The organism is Nocardiopsis halotolerans DSM 44410 (genome assembly GCF_000341065.1).
Lineage (GTDB): Bacteria > Actinomycetota > Actinomycetes > Streptosporangiales > Streptosporangiaceae > Nocardiopsis > Nocardiopsis halotolerans.
Window position 1 is genome coordinate 1 of sequence record NZ_ANAX01000359.1, and the last position, 18,653, is coordinate 18,653.

The 18,653-nt window shown below is 71.1% G+C and carries 18 protein-coding genes; 12 read left to right on the forward strand and 6 right to left on the reverse strand.

The genetic code is table 11. The features are described from left to right. The coding region (locus D455_RS31755; RefSeq protein WP_040685144.1) for a DUF1932 domain-containing protein at positions 1-365 on the forward strand (365 nt) is incomplete at its 5' end. A gap of 98 nt (positions 366-463) precedes the next feature. On the opposite strand, the gene D455_RS0126440 is transcribed toward D455_RS31755, so the two are convergent. Together D455_RS0126440 and D455_RS0126445 are read right to left on the reverse strand one after the other, a co-directional pair. Continuing rightward, complete coding sequence (locus D455_RS0126440; protein ID WP_017573676.1) at positions 464-868, reverse strand: DUF397 domain-containing protein; 405 nt, start codon at positions 866-868, stop codon at positions 464-466. Beyond that, positions 858-1,724, reverse strand: a complete 867-nt coding sequence (locus D455_RS0126445) for a helix-turn-helix domain-containing protein (RefSeq protein ID WP_017573677.1) — start codon at positions 1,722-1,724, stop codon at positions 858-860. The genes D455_RS0126440 and D455_RS0126445 overlap by 11 nt, the downstream gene beginning before the upstream one ends. 364 nt (positions 1,725-2,088) lie before the next feature. Here D455_RS0126445 and D455_RS0126450 point away from each other — a divergent pair, with 364 nt between their 5' ends. From D455_RS0126450 to D455_RS0126470, 5 genes are all read left to right on the forward strand, one after another. Beyond that, positions 2,089-2,565 carry an ATP-binding protein gene (locus tag D455_RS0126450; RefSeq protein ID WP_040685143.1) on the forward strand — a complete coding sequence of 159 codons (477 nt, stop codon included), beginning with the start codon at positions 2,089-2,091 and terminating at the stop codon, positions 2,563-2,565. Positions 2,566-2,575: 10 nt separating this feature from the next. Beyond that, positions 2,576-2,803: a hypothetical protein gene (locus D455_RS31760; RefSeq protein ID WP_017573679.1), complete on the forward strand. Its 228-nt coding sequence runs from the start codon at positions 2,576-2,578 to the stop codon at positions 2,801-2,803. Positions 2,804-2,902: 99 nt separating this feature from the next. Continuing rightward, positions 2,903-3,406, forward strand: a complete 504-nt coding sequence (locus D455_RS31765) for a hypothetical protein (RefSeq protein ID WP_017573680.1) — start codon at positions 2,903-2,905, stop codon at positions 3,404-3,406. A gap of 5 nt (positions 3,407-3,411) precedes the next feature. Beyond that, positions 3,412-3,885, forward strand: a complete 474-nt coding sequence (locus D455_RS31770; protein ID WP_017573681.1) for an ATP-binding protein — start codon at positions 3,412-3,414, stop codon at positions 3,883-3,885. A gap of 254 nt (positions 3,886-4,139) precedes the next feature. Further along, a complete protein-coding gene (locus tag D455_RS0126470; protein ID WP_017573682.1) occupies positions 4,140-6,677 on the forward strand; it encodes a penicillin acylase family protein in 2,538 nt (845 codons plus the stop codon). A gap of 80 nt (positions 6,678-6,757) precedes the next feature. Here D455_RS0126470 and D455_RS0126475 read toward each other — a convergent pair whose 3' ends face one another. Further along, on the reverse strand, positions 6,758-7,687 hold the full coding sequence (locus D455_RS0126475; protein ID WP_017573683.1) for an oxidoreductase: 930 nt from the start codon (positions 7,685-7,687) through the stop codon (positions 6,758-6,760). Between the two features lie 44 nt (positions 7,688-7,731). On the opposite strand from D455_RS0126475, the gene D455_RS0126480 reads away from it, so the two are divergent. From D455_RS0126480 to D455_RS0126495, 4 genes are all read left to right on the forward strand, one after another. Beyond that, on the forward strand, positions 7,732-8,316 hold the full coding sequence (locus D455_RS0126480) for a TetR/AcrR family transcriptional regulator (protein WP_017573684.1): 585 nt from the start codon (positions 7,732-7,734) through the stop codon (positions 8,314-8,316). A gap of 309 nt (positions 8,317-8,625) precedes the next feature. Continuing rightward, positions 8,626-10,272 carry a sensor histidine kinase gene (locus tag D455_RS0126485; protein ID WP_040685147.1) on the forward strand — a complete coding sequence of 549 codons (1,647 nt, stop codon included), beginning with the start codon at positions 8,626-8,628 and terminating at the stop codon, positions 10,270-10,272. Between the two features lie 45 nt (positions 10,273-10,317). After that, complete coding sequence (locus D455_RS0126490; protein WP_026123006.1) at positions 10,318-10,995, forward strand: response regulator transcription factor; 678 nt, start codon at positions 10,318-10,320, stop codon at positions 10,993-10,995. Between the two features lie 279 nt (positions 10,996-11,274). Continuing rightward, positions 11,275-12,618 carry an alpha/beta hydrolase family protein gene (locus D455_RS0126495; RefSeq protein ID WP_017573687.1) on the forward strand — a complete coding sequence of 448 codons (1,344 nt, stop codon included), beginning with the start codon at positions 11,275-11,277 and terminating at the stop codon, positions 12,616-12,618. A gap of 352 nt (positions 12,619-12,970) precedes the next feature. Here D455_RS0126495 and D455_RS0126500 read toward each other — a convergent pair whose 3' ends face one another. Both D455_RS0126500 and D455_RS0126505 read right to left on the reverse strand, forming a co-directional pair. After that, positions 12,971-13,654 (reverse strand): ABC transporter permease, encoded by a 684-nt coding sequence (locus tag D455_RS0126500; protein WP_241480395.1) that lies wholly within the window; start codon positions 13,652-13,654, stop codon positions 12,971-12,973. Positions 13,655-13,952: 298 nt separating this feature from the next. Beyond that, positions 13,953-15,071 carry an ABC transporter ATP-binding protein gene (locus D455_RS0126505; RefSeq protein WP_017573689.1) on the reverse strand — a complete coding sequence of 373 codons (1,119 nt, stop codon included), beginning with the start codon at positions 15,069-15,071 and terminating at the stop codon, positions 13,953-13,955. Positions 15,072-15,315: 244 nt separating this feature from the next. On the opposite strand from D455_RS0126505, the gene D455_RS0126510 reads away from it, so the two are divergent. Next, complete coding sequence (locus tag D455_RS0126510; RefSeq protein WP_026123008.1) at positions 15,316-15,510, forward strand: DUF1918 domain-containing protein; 195 nt, start codon at positions 15,316-15,318, stop codon at positions 15,508-15,510. 171 nt (positions 15,511-15,681) lie between these two features. Here the strand turns inward: D455_RS0126510 and D455_RS0126515 are convergent, their stop codons facing one another. Beyond that, complete coding sequence (locus D455_RS0126515; RefSeq protein ID WP_026123009.1) at positions 15,682-16,173, reverse strand: FBP domain-containing protein; 492 nt, start codon at positions 16,171-16,173, stop codon at positions 15,682-15,684. Between the two features lie 243 nt (positions 16,174-16,416). Between D455_RS0126515 and fusA the strand changes: the two genes are divergently transcribed. Continuing rightward, a complete protein-coding gene (gene fusA / locus D455_RS0126520; protein ID WP_017573692.1) occupies positions 16,417-18,531 on the forward strand; it encodes an elongation factor G in 2,115 nt (704 codons plus the stop codon). The last annotated feature ends 122 nt before the right edge of the window (positions 18,532-18,653 follow it).

Sequence of the window (18,653 nt, forward strand, 5' to 3'; positions counted from 1 at the left end):
CCACCCTCCAACCCCACACAACTAACGAAAAACTCAGTAATGGGTCGTATCAGAAGGCCACATGCGCGCTAGCTGGCGTTGCCCAGGCGCTGAGACGCGCTCATGGTGTCGATGAGCAGCTGACAGCGGAGGCAAGGCGTCTGGCCAAGTCGCCTCTGGCGTCCCCGGAGAGCCTGCCCGGTGTGGCCGCGAAGGCGTGGCGCTGGGCTCCTGAGATGCAGGAGGTGTACCGGTCACTGGTTGAGGCTGGGCTCCCCGGTGACATGGCCGAGGCGGCCGCGTCAGTATTTGGCCGGTGGGAAGAGGACAAGGATGATCACGCCCTCACCTTGTCCGAAACCCTGTATCACCTGCATGAAGGGTAAGTGATCAAGAACGAGGACAAGACGAGGGCACGACGGGCTGAGACATCCGGTCCTGGGATGTGGCGCGGGACTGAGGGACCAACCTCGCCCGTCCTCGTCTACGCGGAGACGAGGACGCCGCGCGGGCTGTCACCGCGGAGTTCACCGGCTTCGGCGCCGAGCTTGAAGGCGTCCCACTCGGCCTTGGTGTAGGTGAGGGTGGGGGAGTTGGGGGCGCCGGTGTCGGTGAGGGTGAAGCCACCGTCCGGGAGGAACGCCGCGTGCAGGCGTCGGAAGCCCGTCGCGCCGTTGACGACCTGGTCGAGGAAGTACTCCCAGTCGGCGTGGGGGACGGTGAGCGTGGGGCCGTCGGGGTTCTTGGTGTCGCCGATCTCGGTTACGCCCTCGCGCGGGGAACGAACCTGGACACACCCCTGCGCGCTGGTGCTGGCGCTGGCTTTGAACCACGGCGCGGCGACCGTCTCGGCGCGGTGAGCGGCCAAGGCGGTGGATTCACGCTTCACGGAGGTCCTCCCGGGCGGACTTGATGAGCTGGACCGACTCTTTCTTCGACAGGGCGTCGGCGAGCAGGTTGTTGTAAAGGAGCTTACAGCGGCGTAGATCCCGGGTTTTCTCCAGTGTGAGGTTGCCGCCATGGCTGTCCACGTAGATCACCTCGGGCGCTGACGGTTCGAACTCCAGGATGCTGAACGAGCCCGCAAGGCCCGCGTGCGCTCCCACCGAGGTCGGGATGATCTGGATGGTGACGTGTGGAAGGTCCGTGGTCGTCTTGAGCAGGTGGTCGAGCTGTTCAGCGAGCACCTGACGGCCGCCGACAGGGCGGTGCAGTACGTTCTCCTCCATCACGACCCAGAAGTACAAAGGATCGTCTTCTCGGGTGAGTAGCTCCTGTCGACGCATGCGTAGATCGACGAGTAGTTCAATGTCGTCGGGATGTTCGGCGGGGTTGCCCGCCGTGAGTACGGCGTGGGCGTACTCCCTCGTCTGGAGCAGCCCGTGGACCAGGTTGTGCTCGTAGGCGCGAAGGGACGCGGCGTCCGACTCCAGTCCGACGTAGGTATCGAACTTGGGTGGCAGGACGCTCTCGTAGGACTCGTACCAGCCTTTGCGGCGGGCCTCCTCCGCGAGCTGTAGCAGTACGTCCCGGTGTTCTTCGCTGACCTCGTAGAGGTCCATCAGCATGGTCAGCTCGGGGTGGGTGGGAACGACCTTGCCTCCCTCGACCCGGTAGATCTTCGGGGATCGGATGCGCAGGCGTTTCGCCACGTCTTCGCCGGTGAGGTCGCTGGCTTCCCTGAGCTGGCGGAGCATGATGCCCAGCTTGCGGCGACTGGCTGCCGGTGCGTGGCGTTCGGGCATCGGTGCCCCTCCTCATCGGCTTTGGGCCTGCGCTCGGGTCGTCACTCATTCTCTCCCATCCCTCACGCATCTTCTCAAGAATATTTTCTAGAGAAGGTTGCCAAAAATATTTTCTCGCCACATGATGGATCACAGCCGAGAGCGTGCGTCCCCACACGCAGCGTTACGGGATGGCTGGGGCTGGACCGTGCTACTGAGTACGAGCGACCCAGCCCTCTCGACGGAGGGCGATCGATCGGCGACGTCACCTTCCGCGCGATCACGGCGATCAGCGACAGCATCTACTGGGTCTCGGAGGACCATGATGGGCGGTTTGGGTATACCGCGACAGCGGAGGCCACAAGACGAGGATGAGAGGCCAGCGGTGCGAGGAAGCGCACTACCCCAGCGGGTGTCCGGTGGCAGGCCGGGGGTGCGGGTGGCGATCTTCGGTCCGCTGCCCTCGCAGGTGCGGCAGATGCGCGCCTGGTGTCGCAAGGGCGTTCCCGTCGATCCGCTGCGGGCTCTGCGCGTGGAAGTGGTGGCCAGCGAGCTGGTGACCAACGCGCTGACCCACTCAGCGTCGGGCCGGGCGGGTGGGCACGTCCGGGTGGAGATGGAGCGGCTGACCAGCCGCCTTCTTCGCATCGCGGTCACCGATGACGGGCCATGGCCGGGGCAGGAGGCTCGGTTTCCGTGCCTGGCGGGTGAGGAGGACGCGTTGGCGGTGTGTGGTCGGGGCCTGCGTCTGGTGGAACAGCTGTCCACGTCGTGGGGGTGGGAGGGCGAACCCGGGCGGCCGTTGACGGTGTGGGCGAACCTGGACCCCTACGCCCCCGTCCTCGCACCTGTCGACGCCTGAGGGGACAAAGGTGGGCTGGAACCGCAGCCAGGACGCCGCCCAGTACGAGACCGCCCGTTCGCTGAAGCAGCTGCACAGCCCGTTGTGGTGGGTGCTCTGGGGTCCGGGCTCGCGCCGCTTCTTCGCCTTCCACCTCGGCCCACACCACGTGGAACCGCTGAGCGCGGCCACACCGCAGCTCCTCGACGAACAGATTCGCATCACCGAGCAGGAAGCGCAGCCCCACCGGGGCCAATGACACCCGCTCGGACACAACAGAAAAGAAGACGCCCCAGACCGGTGCTCCACCACCGGGCCGGGGCTCGATCCACCACCTGAGCACACCAGGAGGAAGACCGTGGAACACCCTATCGGCCGACACCGCAGGCCCCGCCAGAGCCTGGCCGGACGCGTGTGGGCCCTGACCGCCACCATCCTGGCCATCGCGTTGGCCTACGTGTTCGTCCCCCAACACCCCCAGCGGGAGAGGGCCGCGATCACGCCGCCGCCCCAGCGTCCGGAACTGCCGCCCGCACCCGCCAACCGAGCTCCCGTCCAGGGCTCGCGCGACTTCCCTGGTGAGCAGGTGTGGCGAGCGAGCGCAAGCCACTCCTCCCCGAAGTGGAAGAGCGACGACCGTCCGCGAACGCCCCACACGCCAGTCCGGACCGAGACCTCCGTTCCGTGCCCGGACCCTGATGGGAGCGCGGGTGCGCTGGTCCGCCCCTACATGCCCCCGTTCCCGAGGGTTCCGGCCGGTGACCTGCTGGCCGCTCCCCCAGTTACACCGCCCCCGGAGCGGGCCGACGACATGGGTGACCTGGCCGCCGCCATCCGCCTCTACCTGCACAGGGTCGGGTGAACACGGTGACGAACACACTCGCGCTCCCGCCCGCCCCGCCCCCGTCTCCGCCCAGGAGAGCGGCGACCTGGTGGGAACACCGCGTCTACCCCGCGCACCTGGACCAGGCCCGCCAGGTCCGCGCCGACCTGCGCTCGGACCTGGCCGCGTTCCCCTCCGATGTGGTGGACACCGTGCTGCTGTGCGCGGCGGAACTGGCCGCCAACGCGGTCAAGTACGCCCCCGACGGCAAAGAGTTCCTGCGCGCGTTGGCGCTGCTGGACGAGCGCACCCTGTGGCTGGCCATCGTGGACGAAGGCAGCGGTACCGGCCTTCCCCACATCCCCGACGACCGGTCGGCGGACGAATGGTCGCTGGCCGAGGGACAACGCGGCCTGATGCTCGTGGACTCCCTGGCCCGGGAATGGGGCCACTACCCGGTGGGACCGGGCACCCCACGCCTGGGACTGGGAGTCTGGGCCACCCTCCCCACGAGCTGACCGGGGTCCGAACCCGGCGGCCCGACCACCCGACCGCCGTGGGCGGCGTCCGTCACGGGCGCCGCCCACAGGAGCACGACCGGTTCCGGACAGCACGGATTCCACTGAGGGCCCGTCCGCTTCTGACCAGCGCGTTCGTGATGATCCCGGTTCGCGAGCAGCCATACTTACCGGTTGGTAACAAATTGGAACCGTGTGCCCCCGGTCTCTGGCACCTGTGACCACGAGCACCCTAGGGTTCCGCCATGGGTGTAATGCGTAAGCGTGTCCTCGTTCGCGTACTTCTGGGCCTGCTCGCCGCCGTCGTGGCGCTGGCCCTGGTCGGCGCGCTCCTGGGCATATGGGCCGTCCGGAGATCGTTCCCGGAGACCTCGGGGGAGCTCTCCCTCCCGGAACTGAACTCCTCCGTCACCGTGCTGCGCGACGAGTACGGCGTCCCCCACGTCTACGCCGACAACGCCCACGACCTGTTCGTGGCGCAGGGGTTCACGCACGCCCAGGACCGCTTCTGGGAGATGGACTTCCGCCGCCACGTCACAGCCGGACGCACCGCCGAGCTGTTCGGCCCCGACCAGGTGGAGACCGACGTCTACCTGCGCACCATGGGCTGGCGGCACGTGGCCGAGCAGGAGTACGAACTCCTCTCCCCCGAGACGCGGGGCCACCTCGACGCCTACGCGGCCGGGGTCAACGCCTGGCTGGACGGCCGGGAGGGCACGGAGGTCAGCCTGGAGTACGGGCTGCTCAAGGTGCTCAACGGCGGCCACGAGATCGAGGAGTGGACCCCGGTCGACAGCCTCGCCTGGCTCAAGGCCATGGCCTGGGACCTGGGAGGCAACATGCGGGAGGAGACCGAGCGCGCCCAGCTGCTCAACGCCGGTCTGACCCGCGAGCAGATCGGGGAGCTCTACCCGGCCTACCCCCACGAGGAGCACCAGCCCATCACGGACACCGACGAGCACGACCAGGCCGGGTCCGAGGAGACCGCACCGAGCGAGGCCGACGCCCAGCGCGCCCCCGACCTGCCCGACGACGCCGTCGCCGCGGTCGCCGAGGTGACCGAGGCCGCCGCGTCGCTGCCCGAGATGCTCGGCCCCAACAGCAGCCCCGACCTGGGTTCCAACTCGTGGGTGGTCGGCGGCGAGCACACCGAGAGCGGCATGCCCCTCCTCGCCAACGACCCCCACCTGGGCGCGGCGATGCCCTCCACCTGGTACCAGATCGGCCTGCACTGCACCGAGCTCACCGAGGAGTGCCCCTTCGACGTCAGCGGGTTCAGCTTCTCCGGCCTGCCCGGTGTGATCATCGGCCAGAACGAGTCCATCGCCTGGGGGTTCACCAACCTCAACCCCGACGTCATGGACCTGTACGTGGAGAAGCTCGACGGCGACGGCTACGTGGTCGACGGCGAGACCCGCCCGCTGGAGACCCGCGAGGAGACCGTCCGCGTGGCGGGCGGCGAGGACGTCGACATCACCGTGCGCTCCACCCACCACGGGCCGCTGCTGTCCGACACCGTCGCGGGCGCGGACCTGGCCGAGATCGCCGAGGACCCGGAGCTGGAGGGCGCGGACGGCGGCGAGTACGCCGTCGCCCTCCAGTGGACCGCGCTCCAGCCGGGCACGACCGCCGACTCCATCTTCATGCTGAACCGGGCCCGGAACTGGGAGGACTTCCGCGAGGCCGCCAGCCAGTTCTCCGTTCCCGCGCAGAACCTCATCTACGCGGACGACGAGGGCAACATCGGCTACCAGGCGCCCGGACTGGTGCCGGTACGCGGCGAGGGCGACGGCCGGTACCCGGCGCCCGGCTGGGACTCGGACCACGACTGGGAGGAGGAGTACCTCCCCTCCGAGGAGCTGCCGAGCGTGTACAACCCCGAGTCGGGCGTCATCGTCACCGCCAACCAGTCGGTCGTGGACCCCGACTACGAGCACATGCTCACCGGTGACTGGGACTACGGGTACCGGTCCCAGCGGATCAACGACCTGATCGCCCAGGCGGTCGAGGAGGGCCCGGTGACCGCCGAGGACATGTCGCGCATCCACATGGACTCGTTCCACGGCGGCGCCGCCGAGGTGGTCCCGTACCTGCTGGAGGCGGACGTGGACGGGATCGCCGCGGAGGCCCGGGCGCAGCTGGAGGACTGGGACCTGCACACCGAGGCGGACTCCGCCGGTGCCGCGTTCTACCAGGCCACCTGGCGCCACCTGCTACCGCTGCTGTTCGACGAGTTGGACCCGTACACCATGAGCGGGAGCTCGCGCGGGATGTACGTGGTGGCCCAGCTGGTGGAGGACCCCGAGTCGGACTGGTGGCGGGGCACGGAGGCCGACGGGCGCGAGGAGGTGCTCGCCGCCGCGATGGACGCCGCCGCGCGGGAGCTGTCCGAGCTGCTGGGCGAGGACCCCGCCGACTGGCGGTGGGGCGACCTGCACACCCTGACCGCGACCCACGAGTCGTTCGGCACGTCGGGTATCGGGCCGGTCGAGTGGCTGTTCAACCGGGGTCCGGTGGAGAGTTCCGGCGGGTCCAGCATCGTCAACGCCACCGGCTGGGACCACACCGAGGGGTACGCGATCACCGCGGTGCCGTCGATGCGGATGGTGGTGGACCTGTCCGACCGGGACGCGTCCACGTGGGTGCACCTGACCGGTAACTCCGGACACGCCTTCCACCCCAACTACGACGACCAGCTGGAGCCGTGGAGTCGGGGTGAGACCCTGCCGTTCGTGGTCAGCGAGGAGGCCGTGCGCGAGGCCGCCGTGGACGAGCTGGTCCTGACCCCGTAGGCGCGGGGCGGGCGCGTACGGACGGGCGGAGGGCCCGCCACGGCTTCCGGGCCGGTGGCGGGCCCTCCCCGTGTCCGGGGTCAGGTCGGGTCGACGGACCGGAGCGGGAAGGAGACCCCGGTGAGCTCCTCCGACAGCGCCCACAGGCGTTTGGCGGCGCGTCCGTCCCAGGCGGCCTCGCTCCGGCTAGCCAGCGCGGGGGCGCCGCGCGTGCCGCCCATGGCCTTGGGCCCGGCGAAGGCCGCGCCGGGCACGTCCTGGGTGGCGGCGAAGATCGTGGGGAGGGCGCCGTCGGCGGGGCTCTGGGCGAAGACCCTGTTGCCCAGCAGCAGGAGCCAGCGGGAGACCGGGTTGGCGCCGTGGCTCTGGAGGTTGGTCGCCGCGTAACCGGGGTGGGCGGCGGTGGACAGGACCGGGGAACCCACCGCCTCCAGGCGCCGCTGGAGTTCCAGCGTGAACAGCAGGTTGGCGAGCTTGGACTGGGCGTAGGCCCTGTAGGGGGTGTAGCCGCGCTCCAGGTTGACGTCGTCGAAGTGAACACCCTGGGCCCTGCGGTGCAGGTCCGAGGAAACGGTCACCACCCGTCCCGTGACGTGTTCCAGGAGCAGGTTGGTCAGGGCGAAGTGGCCGAGGTGGTTGACGCCGAACTGCGTCTCGAAGCCGTCCCTGGTCCTCCCCCGCGCGACCGCCATGACGCCCGCGTTGTTGACCAGGAGGTGGACGTCGCCCCTCCAGCGGTCGGCGAAGGCACGCACGGACGACAGGTCCGCCAGGTCCAGGCGGCGCACCTCGGTGTCGCCCTCCACACCGTCGGCCGCGGCGCGTCCCCTCTCCTCGTCGCGCACGGCCATCACGACACGCGCGCCCGCCCTGGCCAGTACGCGCGTGGTCTCGACGCCCAGGCCGCTGTTGGCTCCGGTGACGATCGCCGTACGACCGCCGAGGTCGGGGATGGTGACCGCTGTGGTGTCCATCACGCCACGGTAGGCGAGCCACCGGGGGTTGTCCATGTCAACAATGATGGCGATGCCAACACCCGTTTATCCTGGGTGTCATGGCCGACCGCCCCTACCACCACGGAGACCTGCGCGCCGCCCTGCTCGCCAGCGCCGAACGCGCCCTGGCCGAACGCGGACCGGCCGCGCTGTCCCTGCGCGAGCTCGCCCGTGAGGCGGGGGTCAGCCACGCGGCGCCGGGCCGCCACTTCCGGGACAAGCAGGCCCTGCTGGACGCGCTCGCGCTCAGCGGTTTCGAGCGTCTGACCGAGCGGTTGGAGGAGGCGTCCGCGGCCGGAGGGGACGTGCGCGCCCAGGTCCTCGCCCTGGCCAGGGTCTACGTGCGGTTCGCGGTCGAGCACGCCGCCCTACTGGACCTGATGCACACGCGCAAGCACGACCCGGAGATCTCCGAGCAGCTGTCCGCCGCGGTGGAGCGGATGGTCGGCTGGGTGGAGCGGCCCATCCTCCAGGGCCAGGCCAGCGGGGAGATCACGGAGGACGACCCGAACGCCGTGGCGGTGACCGTGTCCTCCACCCTGCACGGCTTCGTCGCGCTCAACGCCTCGCACTCCCCGGAGGAGATCGACGCGAAGCTCGCCGGTGTGGTCCGCGTCCTCTTCGACGGCCTCTCCCCGCGCTGACGGAGCGCCCCTCCCACGCGTCCCCGTCGCAACCGGAACGGGCCCTGGTACGTCACACGGGCGAACCGACCCCGAGGCGGAGAAGGCCCCCCTGATGGAGTTCACCGGTGACTTCGAGATCCACCTGCCCCTGGACGCGCCCGGCCCGGGGCGCGTCGCGGAGGCCGCGGAGTGGGCGGGAGGGCACGGGCTCAAGTTCACCCACATCGAAGAGGCTCCACCAGCGGGGATCCTGGCGCGGGTGCTGGCGGCCCCGTCGGCGGTCCCACTGGCGGCACCGCCGACGGGAGCGCGGACTAGCCTGTGGACATGCGGGAGATCCGGGAACGACTGCGCGGGTGGGCCCGTCCGGCCTTCGAAGCCGTCCTGTGGGCCCTGCTCGGCGCGTTGGTCGCCGTCGAGCTGTTCGAATCCCGCGAGCAGCCGCCGTTCGCCGAAACGCTCATGCTCCTCCTGGCCCTGAGCGTGTCGGCGGCCCTGTCCCGCTCCTTCCCCCTCACCTCCCTGGGCGTCATGCTCACCGGCGCCGTCGTGCAGATGACGGCCTCCGTCCTTCTGCTGGTGAGAACCTTCGTGATCTCGCCCTGGCTGGCCGTGGCGCTACTGGCACTGCTCGCGGGTCTGCGTTCCGAACGGGTGCGCCCGGTGGTGACGATGGTGGTCGCGGCGTGCTCGTTCGCCTTCGTGCTGCACCTCTTGTCGAGCCTGGCGCTCGGTCACGACATCCGCACGTTCCTGTCCGACTCCGTGGACTGGCTGGGTGGCGCCCTCGGCATCATCCTGAGCACTCTCACACCGTGGCTGTTTGGCCGCTATCAGCGCCTGCACCGCCGACTGTGGCGGGGCGGCTGGGAGATCGCCGAGCGTATGGAACGGTCCCGCGCCGCCGAGGCCGACCGCGCCCGCCTGCGGGAACGCGCCCGGATCGCGACCCGGATGCACGACTCCCTCGGACACGACCTCGCGCTGATCGCGGTGCGTGCGGCGGCCCTGGAGATGAGCGCCCAGGACGACGAGCAGCGCGGGGCCGCCGGTGAACTGCGCACGGCGGCGCACGAGGCGAACCTGCGGCTGCGGGAGGTCATCGGGGTGCTGCGCGAGAACGACGACGGCGACGCCGCCGAACGTGAGGCGCCCGAACCCGTGGCGACCCTGGTGCAGCGCGCGGCGGACGCCGGAATGCCGGTCCGGCTGCTCCGTGAGGGTTCCGATCCGGACCCGGCCAGCCAGGGCGGAGGTGCCGTGCACCGGGTGGTCCAGGAGGCGCTGACCAACGCGGCCAAGTACGCGCCGGGGGCCGAGGTGACCGTGCGGGTGGTCCGCGAGACGGGCCGGACCCGGGTGTCGGTCAGCGACACCGGCGCTCCCGGGGGCGGGCGCGGCGCTCTGCCCGCGCGGAGGGAGGGGGGATCGGGGCTGGCCGGGCTGCGTTCCCTGGTGGAGGACCTCGGCGGAGGGTTCGACGCCGGTCCTGAGGGAGAGGGCAGCGCGGGGTTCACCGTACGGGCGACCGTCCCGGACTCCGGCGACGAAGTGGATGAGGTCGAGGTGTCGGAGGCCAGGCGCACCCACGGCGAGGTCCGCGCCCGCGTTCGGCGGCGCCTGGCCACCGCCGTCGCCGTTCCGGTCTCCCTGGGACTGGGGGTGCTCCTGCTCGGTTCCGGACTGCTGACGTGGATCAGCGTCAACACCGTCCTGCCCCCGGAGCAGTACGCGCGGCTGTCGGTGGGCGACGACCGGGCGAGGGTGGAGCGGGTACTGCCCCGGTTCTCCTATCCCGAGCGGTCGGTGTCGGCCCGGCTACCCGAGCCGCCCGCGCCGTCCGGCGCCCGGTGCTCCTTCTACCTGTCCCGGTCCGAGAACGGACTGCCGCCGGTGTACCGGTTGTGCTTCGAGGACGGCGTCCTGGTCGCCAAGGACGAGATCCACCGGACCGAGGAGACGGGCGCCGAGTAGGGTGTCGGCGTGAACGCGACAGACGGTGCCAGTGACGCTGGCAGGGTGTTGAGAGTCATCGTCGCCGACGACGAGGCGATGATGCGCGCGGGGCTGCGCTCGATCCTGTCCTCGGTTCCGGGGATCGAGGTGGTGGGCGAGGCCGAGGACGGCGCCGCCGCCGTGGCCCTGGTCGCCGAACACCGCCCAGACATCGCCCTGCTGGACGTGCAGATGCCCGGCACGGACGGGCTGGAGGCCACTGAGGCCATCACCGGGAAGTATCCGGGGACCGCGGTCGTCATCCTCACCACGTTCTCCGAGGACGCCTACATCGCGCGGGCCCTCTCCGGGGGCGCGAGCGGGTTCGTGCTGAAGAGCGGCGACCCCCGGCAGCTGGTGGAGGGGCTCCGCGCGGTCGCGGAGGGCGGGGCGTACCTGTCTCCGGAGGTGGCTCGGCGGGTCATCGACGAACTGGACGCCTCCGGTGGGCGCTCCGGTGGACGCTCCGGAGGGCGGTTGTCCCGCGCGACGGCGGCCCGGGAGCAGGTCGGGCGGCTCACCGAACGCGAACGCGACGTGCTGGCGCTGGTCGGCGAGGGGTGCTCCAACGACGAGATCGCCCGCCGCCTGACGATCGCCCCGGGCACGGTCAAGGTGCACGTGGGGTCGATCCTCGCCGGGCTCGACGTGCGCAACCGCGTGCAGGCGGCCATCGTGGCCTACGAGGCCGGGTTGGTCTGAGGGCGCCGGTCTCCCGCGTTCCTCTGCGCCAACGAATGCACCGACCTCGGACACCCGGCAGGTGGGGCGGCCCCGGTCGTCCACAGGCTGGGGTCGGGGCTGGTGACGCGGGGACTCGATGCGGTTTGCTGGAAATCGGGGGGACCCCGGGGCTCCTTCCCGTCGGCGTGCCCGGCCCCCGTTCCCACACCCCGTCCCTCCCGTCTACCCCTTTGTGCCTACTCGGTCGCTGCCGTCCAGGAGATGTGCGCGAGACGCCCGGCGACCGACCATTGCGGCATGATCACCAACGCCTCCGTCCGGAGAAAACGCGCGGCCGCCTACGGGTCGGCCCTCCTCGTCCTCGCCGCGGCCTTCGCCACACCCACCGCCATCACCATCGCCACCGACGACGGGAGCCTGGTCCTCACACCGCCCGAACCCACCGGCCCGTACACCGTCGGCCGGACCGAACTGCACCTGGTCGACCCCGACCGGGGCCACCCCTGGGTCCCCAGAGCCAACGAACGGGACGTCATGGTCAGCGTCTGGTACCCGGCCGAGGAGGAGGGGGACGGCACGGACAGCCAGGAAGACCGGGACGACACGGGTGACACGGGCGGTGCGGGCGTCGGCGAACCCGCGCCGTACGTGACGCCCTCACTCGCCGACACGTTGAAAAGTGAGCTGGAGCAGGCGGGGTTGCACCGCGACACCGTGGACTTCGGCGCCTCCTTCAGTAACGCCCTCCAGGACGCGGACGTGGCCGACGGCGGCCCGTTCCCCGTCGTACTGTTCTCACCCGGATTCGGTGTCTCCAGGTTCCTGAACACCTCCAACGTCGAGGAGCTCGCCTCCCACGGGTACGTGGTGGCGGCCATGGACCACCCGTACGAGACCCCCGCCGTCGACCTTCCGGACGGTCGGGTTCTGCGAACGAACGCACCCGCCCATGGTACGGAGATGTACCAGAAGGCCATCGCCACCCGGATCGCGGACACCCGTCTGGTCCTGGACGGTCTGACCGAGCTGGCGGAGGGAGGTTCCCCCGACGCCAGTGGCCAGGAGCAGCCCGAGGAACTGGGCGCGGCCCTGGACATGGAGTCTGTGGGCATGTTCGGCCAGTCCGCGGGAGGGTTCACGGCCGCGGAGGTGATGCTCGTGGACGAACGGATCGATGCGGGCATGGATCTGGACGGCAGCATCGGCTACCACGTGGGGGACGAGGTGTGGGGCGACGCCACCCTCCGCGGCGCCGACCGGCCGTTCGCGTTCCTGGGGGCCGGACTCAGCGGATCCGACCAGGAACCGCACACCAGCGAGCACAGTGCCGACCTCCGGATGTTCGTCGAGGCGTCATCACATCCGGTCCTGGAGTTGTACATGGCCGACGGTGAGCACATGAGCTACGTGGACCATCAGTGGATCCTGCCCGCCGTCGAGGAGTTCCACCAGCCGGACAGCCGCGCCTGGGACGATCTGGTGACCGAATCGATCGGCACCGTCGACCCGGAGGAGTCCATCCGCGCCCAGCGCGCCCACGTCACGGCCTTCTTCGACGCCCACCTGCGCGGCGAGGAGACCCCGCTCCTCGACGGGCCCTCGCCCGACCTCCCCGCCATGGAGTTCGTCGACCACGGCTGACGACGCGCACCTCTACCAGGGGGCCGTGTCCCGGGCGTTCCGTGCCCGGGACACGGCCCTTCCCGGACGCTCCTGGACGTCCCCCGTCCCGCACGGGGCCGCTCCGGTGCCGGAACCACGGCCTACCCCGGCACCGGGAACAGCGCCGGGAACGAAGCCCGGAAGCGGCACCGGGAGAGGCTGGCGCTGGAGGTGCGGGCCTCCGCCGCTGACCGACGGCCAGTCGCCAGGACCGGGAACCGGCCGCCAGGGCCGGAAGCCGGGACAGGCGAACAGCGGCCGGTTCACGCCCGCACGGGGCCAGAGCCCCTCGAACGTTGCGAACCGGCCGCCGCTCCGCCTCGTCCAGCCCCTACACGTCGCGGACGCGCAGTTCGGTGTGGGCCACGATCTGCGCGGCCAGGGCCCAGCCCGCCACCACGACGACGTTCACGAAGCCGTCGTGCGGCGCCGTGTAGAACCCCACGTCACCGCCCGCGTAGAACTCGATGCCCGCCAGCCCCGGCATCAGCGCGGCGAGGTCGTTGATCACCTGCGCCTGGGAGAGCTGCATGACCATCGGCAGCCCCAGGAGCAGCACGAACCCCAGGGTGAACGTGCCCGGCATGCTCCGCAGCGCCGTACCGACCCCGACGAACAGCACCGCGAACAGCGCCATGCACGCGCCCGCGCCCAACGCCGTCCCGAGGGTCAGGGGCACGTCGACGGAGGCGTACCGGCCGACGAACCCGGTCAGCACCGCGACGCCCGCCAGCGTGGTGAGGACGCCCACCGCGAAGGCCAGCGCGGCGGTCACCAGCGTGCGCGCGACCAGCACCGTGCCCCTGTCGGGCCGCCACAGCAGCGTGCTGGTGACGCTGCGGTTGCCGAACTCCCCGGTCGCGGACAGCGCCGCCACGACCAGCACCGCGAACTGCACCAGGTAGAAGTGTCCCTGCGAGGTGAGCCGCAGGAACGCCCCGGGATCCGCCTCGTCCGGGTTCTCCATGATCCGGGTCCACTCCGTGTACCCCATGAGCGCGGCGAACACGACCATGCCCGCCAGCGCCGCGGCGACGGCCCACCAGGTGGACCGCAGGGACGACTGCCGGACCCACTCCGCGGAAACCTCCCGGAGCAGCTCCGGTCGGCGGCGTTCCGTGGACGTGTTTTCCGTGTTCTCTCCGCCTCCCGTGTTCCCCGTGTTTCCGTGACGCCCGGGGCGCCGAGGGTTCCCGGGACCCTCCCGGACCCCCGTGGCGCCGGACGCGTCCGACACACCTGACATCTTCGCCTCGCTCATACCGTCCCGCCCCTGCTTCCCGTCGCTCCTGGCGCTCGCCCGTTCCTCCTGGTCACCGACGCCTCCAGCGGCGCACCCGGCGGCCCTTGTGCGCGGCGTTCCCGACGCCTCCCGCCGGGCCCGGCTTCCCAACCTTCCCGACGTCGGACCGGGAGCCGTACTCGACGGCCTCTCCGGTGAGCTCCAGGTAGGCCTCCTCCAGCGACGCCTGCTCCAGCCGGAGTCCGTGCACGCGTGCGCCCACCGCGTGCGCGTGGTCGCCGACCTCCGCCACGCCCAGCCCGAACACCCGCAGTCCGGGCCCCCGCGAGCCGGTCCCCCTCGGGCCGCCGCCAGGGTCGGCTCCGTGAGTACCTCCGTCGGGAACCCCGGCGGAAACCCGGGCCTCCCGTCCGCCACCGGAGTCACCGTCCCCACCGTCCTCCGCGGCCTCGACACGCACCGACGGCCCCAGCCCCTCCAGCCGCCCCCGCAACTCTCCGGCGTCCGGGCTGTGCACCAGCACGTGCGTGCGCGACCACGCCGCGATCACGTCACCGATCGGCGTGTCCGTGATCAGACGTCCCCGTCCCACCACGACGAGGTGGTCGGCGACCATCTCCATCTCGCTCATCAGGTGGCTGGAGACGAAGACGGTGCGGCCCTCGTCGGCCAACCGGCGCGTCAGGTCCCGCATCCACCGCACGCCGTCCAGGTCGAGCCCGTTCACCGGTTCGTCGAACAGCAGCACCCCCGGGTCCCCCAGGAGGGCGTCCGCGACGCCCAGCCTCTGGCGCATGCCCAGGGAGTAGCCGCCGACCCGCCGCCCCGCGACGTCGGTCAGGCCGACCTCCTCCAGCACCTCGTCCACGCGGCTCCGTGGAATCCCGCCGCCCCGCGCCTTGGCGGTCAGGTGGGCCCGGGCGCTGCGTCCCGGGTGGGCGGCGTCCGGTGACAGCAGGGCGCCGACCTGCCTCGTCGGCCGCGCCAGCCGCCCGTACTCGCGGCCGTTCACCAGCGCCTCGCCCGACGTCGGCCGGGCCAGGCCCAACAGCATCCGCATGGTCGTGGACTTTCCGGCGCCGTTGGGCCCCAGGAAGCCGGTCACCCGGCCGGGTTCGACGGTGAAGGTGAGCCCGTCCACCGCCGTCCTTCCTCCGTAGCGTTTGGTCAGTTCGCGCACCGTGAGCACGGTTTCCCCTCTCTGCCACTCTCGGGTGCACCACGCTAGGAACGGGCGGCCCCGCCCCACATCTGTGGTTCGTCGGGAGCCGACTACGCACTTGTGCCTACTCCGCACGTGTCCGAAGCCGCCCGGACGCCCGATCGACCACCGGGCTGTCCGGCTCCCGGCCGGGGCCGGTCCCGTTTCACCGAACCGGCGTTTCGGGTAGGTCCTGTCCATGACGACCAACCGTCCGGAACGGGGGGAGATCATGCGGGCATCCATCGGCGACCACGTGCGCACGCACGGGATCGTGAGCACCGAGGGCCAGCACGTCGGGGAGATCGTGGAGATACGCGGGGCCAACGACGGCCCGCCATACGTGGTGCGGTTCCCCGACGGCGAGGAGAAGCTCCTCTATCCGGGACCGACCACGGTGGTGGAGCCCCGTAAGCCCGCGGACTGAGGGGACACCGGCGACCGGGGCGCTGGGATACGGCGCCCGGAGGCCCGGAAAGGGCGCGGAACCAAAGGAGCGGAGACGACAGCGGCGGCGGGCATCGCGCCCGCCGCCGCTCGTGTCTCCGCTGCTTTCCGCTGCTCTCGTCGTCCCCACCGTTCCGGCCCTCCGCCGGGGTCAGGTGGAGAGCCGGTCCAGGAAACCCCCCAGGTTGGTCAGGGCCCGCGCGACCTTCTCGTCCACGGTGAGGGACTCCTCGAACCGCCCGCCGGGCTCCGGCTCCTTCTTCCCCCGCACGTACAGCGAGCATGCGAAGTCGGTGCACATGTACAGGCCCACGGTGTTGCCGTCACGGCCGGACTTTCCCGCCTTGGGCGCGGCCAGCAGGGACACCCCCTGCCCGGGATGGGTGGTCAGGCACACCGAACACATGCTCGGGCGCGGGCCTGGACGGGTGGCCGACAGCCGGAAGGCGACGCCCACGAGCCGGTCGCCGCGCTCGGTGACGAGGTAGGCGCGCTCGTGCGCGGTGCGGTCGCGCCAGCCGAAGAAGTCCAGGTCCTCCCAGGGGCGGCTGTCCAGGTCACGCGGCACCGAGAGCCGCTTCGCCTCCCCCTTCGAGCAGTTCACGAACGACGTCCGGACGTCCTGCTCAGTCAAAGCTCTCATGGCAGGGACGCTAGCCGTCCGCGCGGACACGGAGCAATCGATTAACGCGCCTGGTCGCGCACTGCCTTCCCTCCCCGGGGGACCCGGCACCCGGACCCCGCGAACGGCACAAAACCTGTGGAACACCCCGGACACGGCGGCCTACGCTCACGCCAGGCGGCACGGCCGCACCCGCGGCCGTACAGGTATGCGCGCGCTCCTTCCCCGTCTCCCACCCCGACCACCACGAAAGGACGGACACTCATGGCCACCAACCACCGGGAACTGGCCAAGGTCCGCAACATCGGGATCATGGCCCACATCGACGCGGGCAAGACGACGACCACCGAGCGCATCCTGTACTACACCGGTTCCTCCCACAAGGTCGGCGAGGTCCACGACGGCACCACCGCCACGGACTTCATGCCGGAGGAGCGCGAGCACGGCATCACCATCACGTCCGCGGCGGTCACCTGCCACTGGGCGGTGGACGGGGTCGAGCACACCGTGAACCTCATCGACACCCCCGGCCACATCGACTTCACCGTCGAGGTGGAACGCTGCCTGCGCGTGCTCGACGGCGCGGTCGCGGTGTTCGACGGCGTCGCCGGTGTCGAACCGCAGTCCGAGACCGTGTGGCGGCAGGCGGACCGTTACGGCGTGCCGCGCGTGTGCTTCGTCAACAAGCTGGACCGCGTGGGCGCCGACTTCGCGCGCTGCGTGGACATGATCGCCGGACGCCTGGGCGCGGCACCGCTGGTGCTGCAACTGCCCGTCGGCGCCGAGTCGGACTTCCGCGGCGTGGTCGACCTCGTCGGCATGCGGGCGCTCGTGTGGTCATCGTCGGCCGACACCGGACTCGGCGCGTCCTACGAGGTCGTCGGCGTTCCCGACGAGTTGGCCGACCAGGCGCGGGAGTGGCGTGCCCGCCTGCTGGAGGCGGTCGCCGAGCACGACGACGAGCTGATGGAACTGTACGTTGCGGGTGTGGAGCCCTCGGAGGAGGCCCTGCACGCGGCGGTCCGACGCGCCACGGTGCGCTCCGTCGGCGGGGCCACCACCGTGACGCCCGTGCTGTGCGGCACGGCGTTCAGGAACAGGGGTGTGCAACCGCTGCTGGACGCGGTGGTCCGTTATCTGCCCTCCCCGCTGGACGCGGGGGCGGTGGAGGGGCACCGCCCGGGCGACCCGGACGCGGTGGTCGGGCGCCCGCCGTCCGAGGACGCCCCGGTGGCCGCCCTGGCCTTCAAGATCATGAGCGACCCCCACCTGGGCAGGCTCACGTTCCTCCGCCTGTACTCGGGGCGGATCGACACGGGCGCGCAGGTCCACAACCCCGCGAGGGGGAGGAAGGAGCGGATCGGCAAGATCTACCGCATGCACGCCGACAAACGCGCGGAGATCGCGTCGGCGGGCGCCGGTGACATCGTCGCCGTCATGGGGCTGCGGCAGACCGCGACCGGTGAGACCCTGTGCGATCCGGCGGACCCGGTCGTGCTGGAGTCCGTGGACTTCCCCGACCCGGTCATCCGGGTCGCGGTGGAGCCCAGATCCAAGGCCGACCAGGACAGGCTGTCCGGTGCCATCGGGCGCCTCGCCGAGGAGGACCCGTCGTTTCGGGTGCACAGCGATCCCGAGACCGGCCAGACCATCCTGGGCGGGATGGGTGAGCTGCACCTGGACGTGCTGGTGCGCCGGATGCGCCGCGAGTTCGACGTGGACGCCCATGTGGGCAGGCCGCAGGTGGCCTACCGGGAGACGATCCGGCGCGCGGTCGCGGAGGTGGAGCACACCCACCGCAAGCAGAACGGCGGCAAGGGGCAGTTCGCGCGGGTGCGGATCGCCGTGGAGCCCCTGGAGGAAGGGTACGAGTTCGTGAGCGAGGTGACCGGCGGCCGGGTGCCCGGGGAGTTCGTCCCGTCCGTGGACCAGGGCTGTCGGCAGGCGATGCGGTCCGGTGTCCTCGCCGGGTACGAGATGACGGGTGTGCGGGTGCGGCTGCTCGACGGCGCGTTCCACACCGAGGACTCGTCGGAGGCGGCGTTCCGGACCGCGGCCTCGAACGCCTTCCGGGATGCGGTGGCTCAGGCGGATCCGGTGCTCCTGGAACCGGTGATGGACGTGGAGGTGACGACGCCCGAGGAGTACATGGGTGACGTGATCGGCGACCTCGGCGCCCGGCGCGGCCGGGTGCGGGCGATGGCGGACCGGTACGGCGCCAAGGTGGTGTCGGCGCTGGTGCCGTTGTCGGAGATGTTCGGCTACGTGGGTGAACTGCGCAGCCGCACGTCGGGGAGGGCGGACCACACGATGGAGTTCGACTCCCACGCCGAGGTGCCGAAGGCCGTCGCGGACCTCGTGATCGGGAGGACCGCCTAGCGCGGTGACCGGAGGGGTTCACGGGCACGCCGCACGTGGCGCGGCCCGTGGTCGCGTGGCCGTGGCCCCGTGCTCGCGGTGAGGTTCGGCGCTCCCGGCACCGTCCCGTGGCGGGGGGGGGG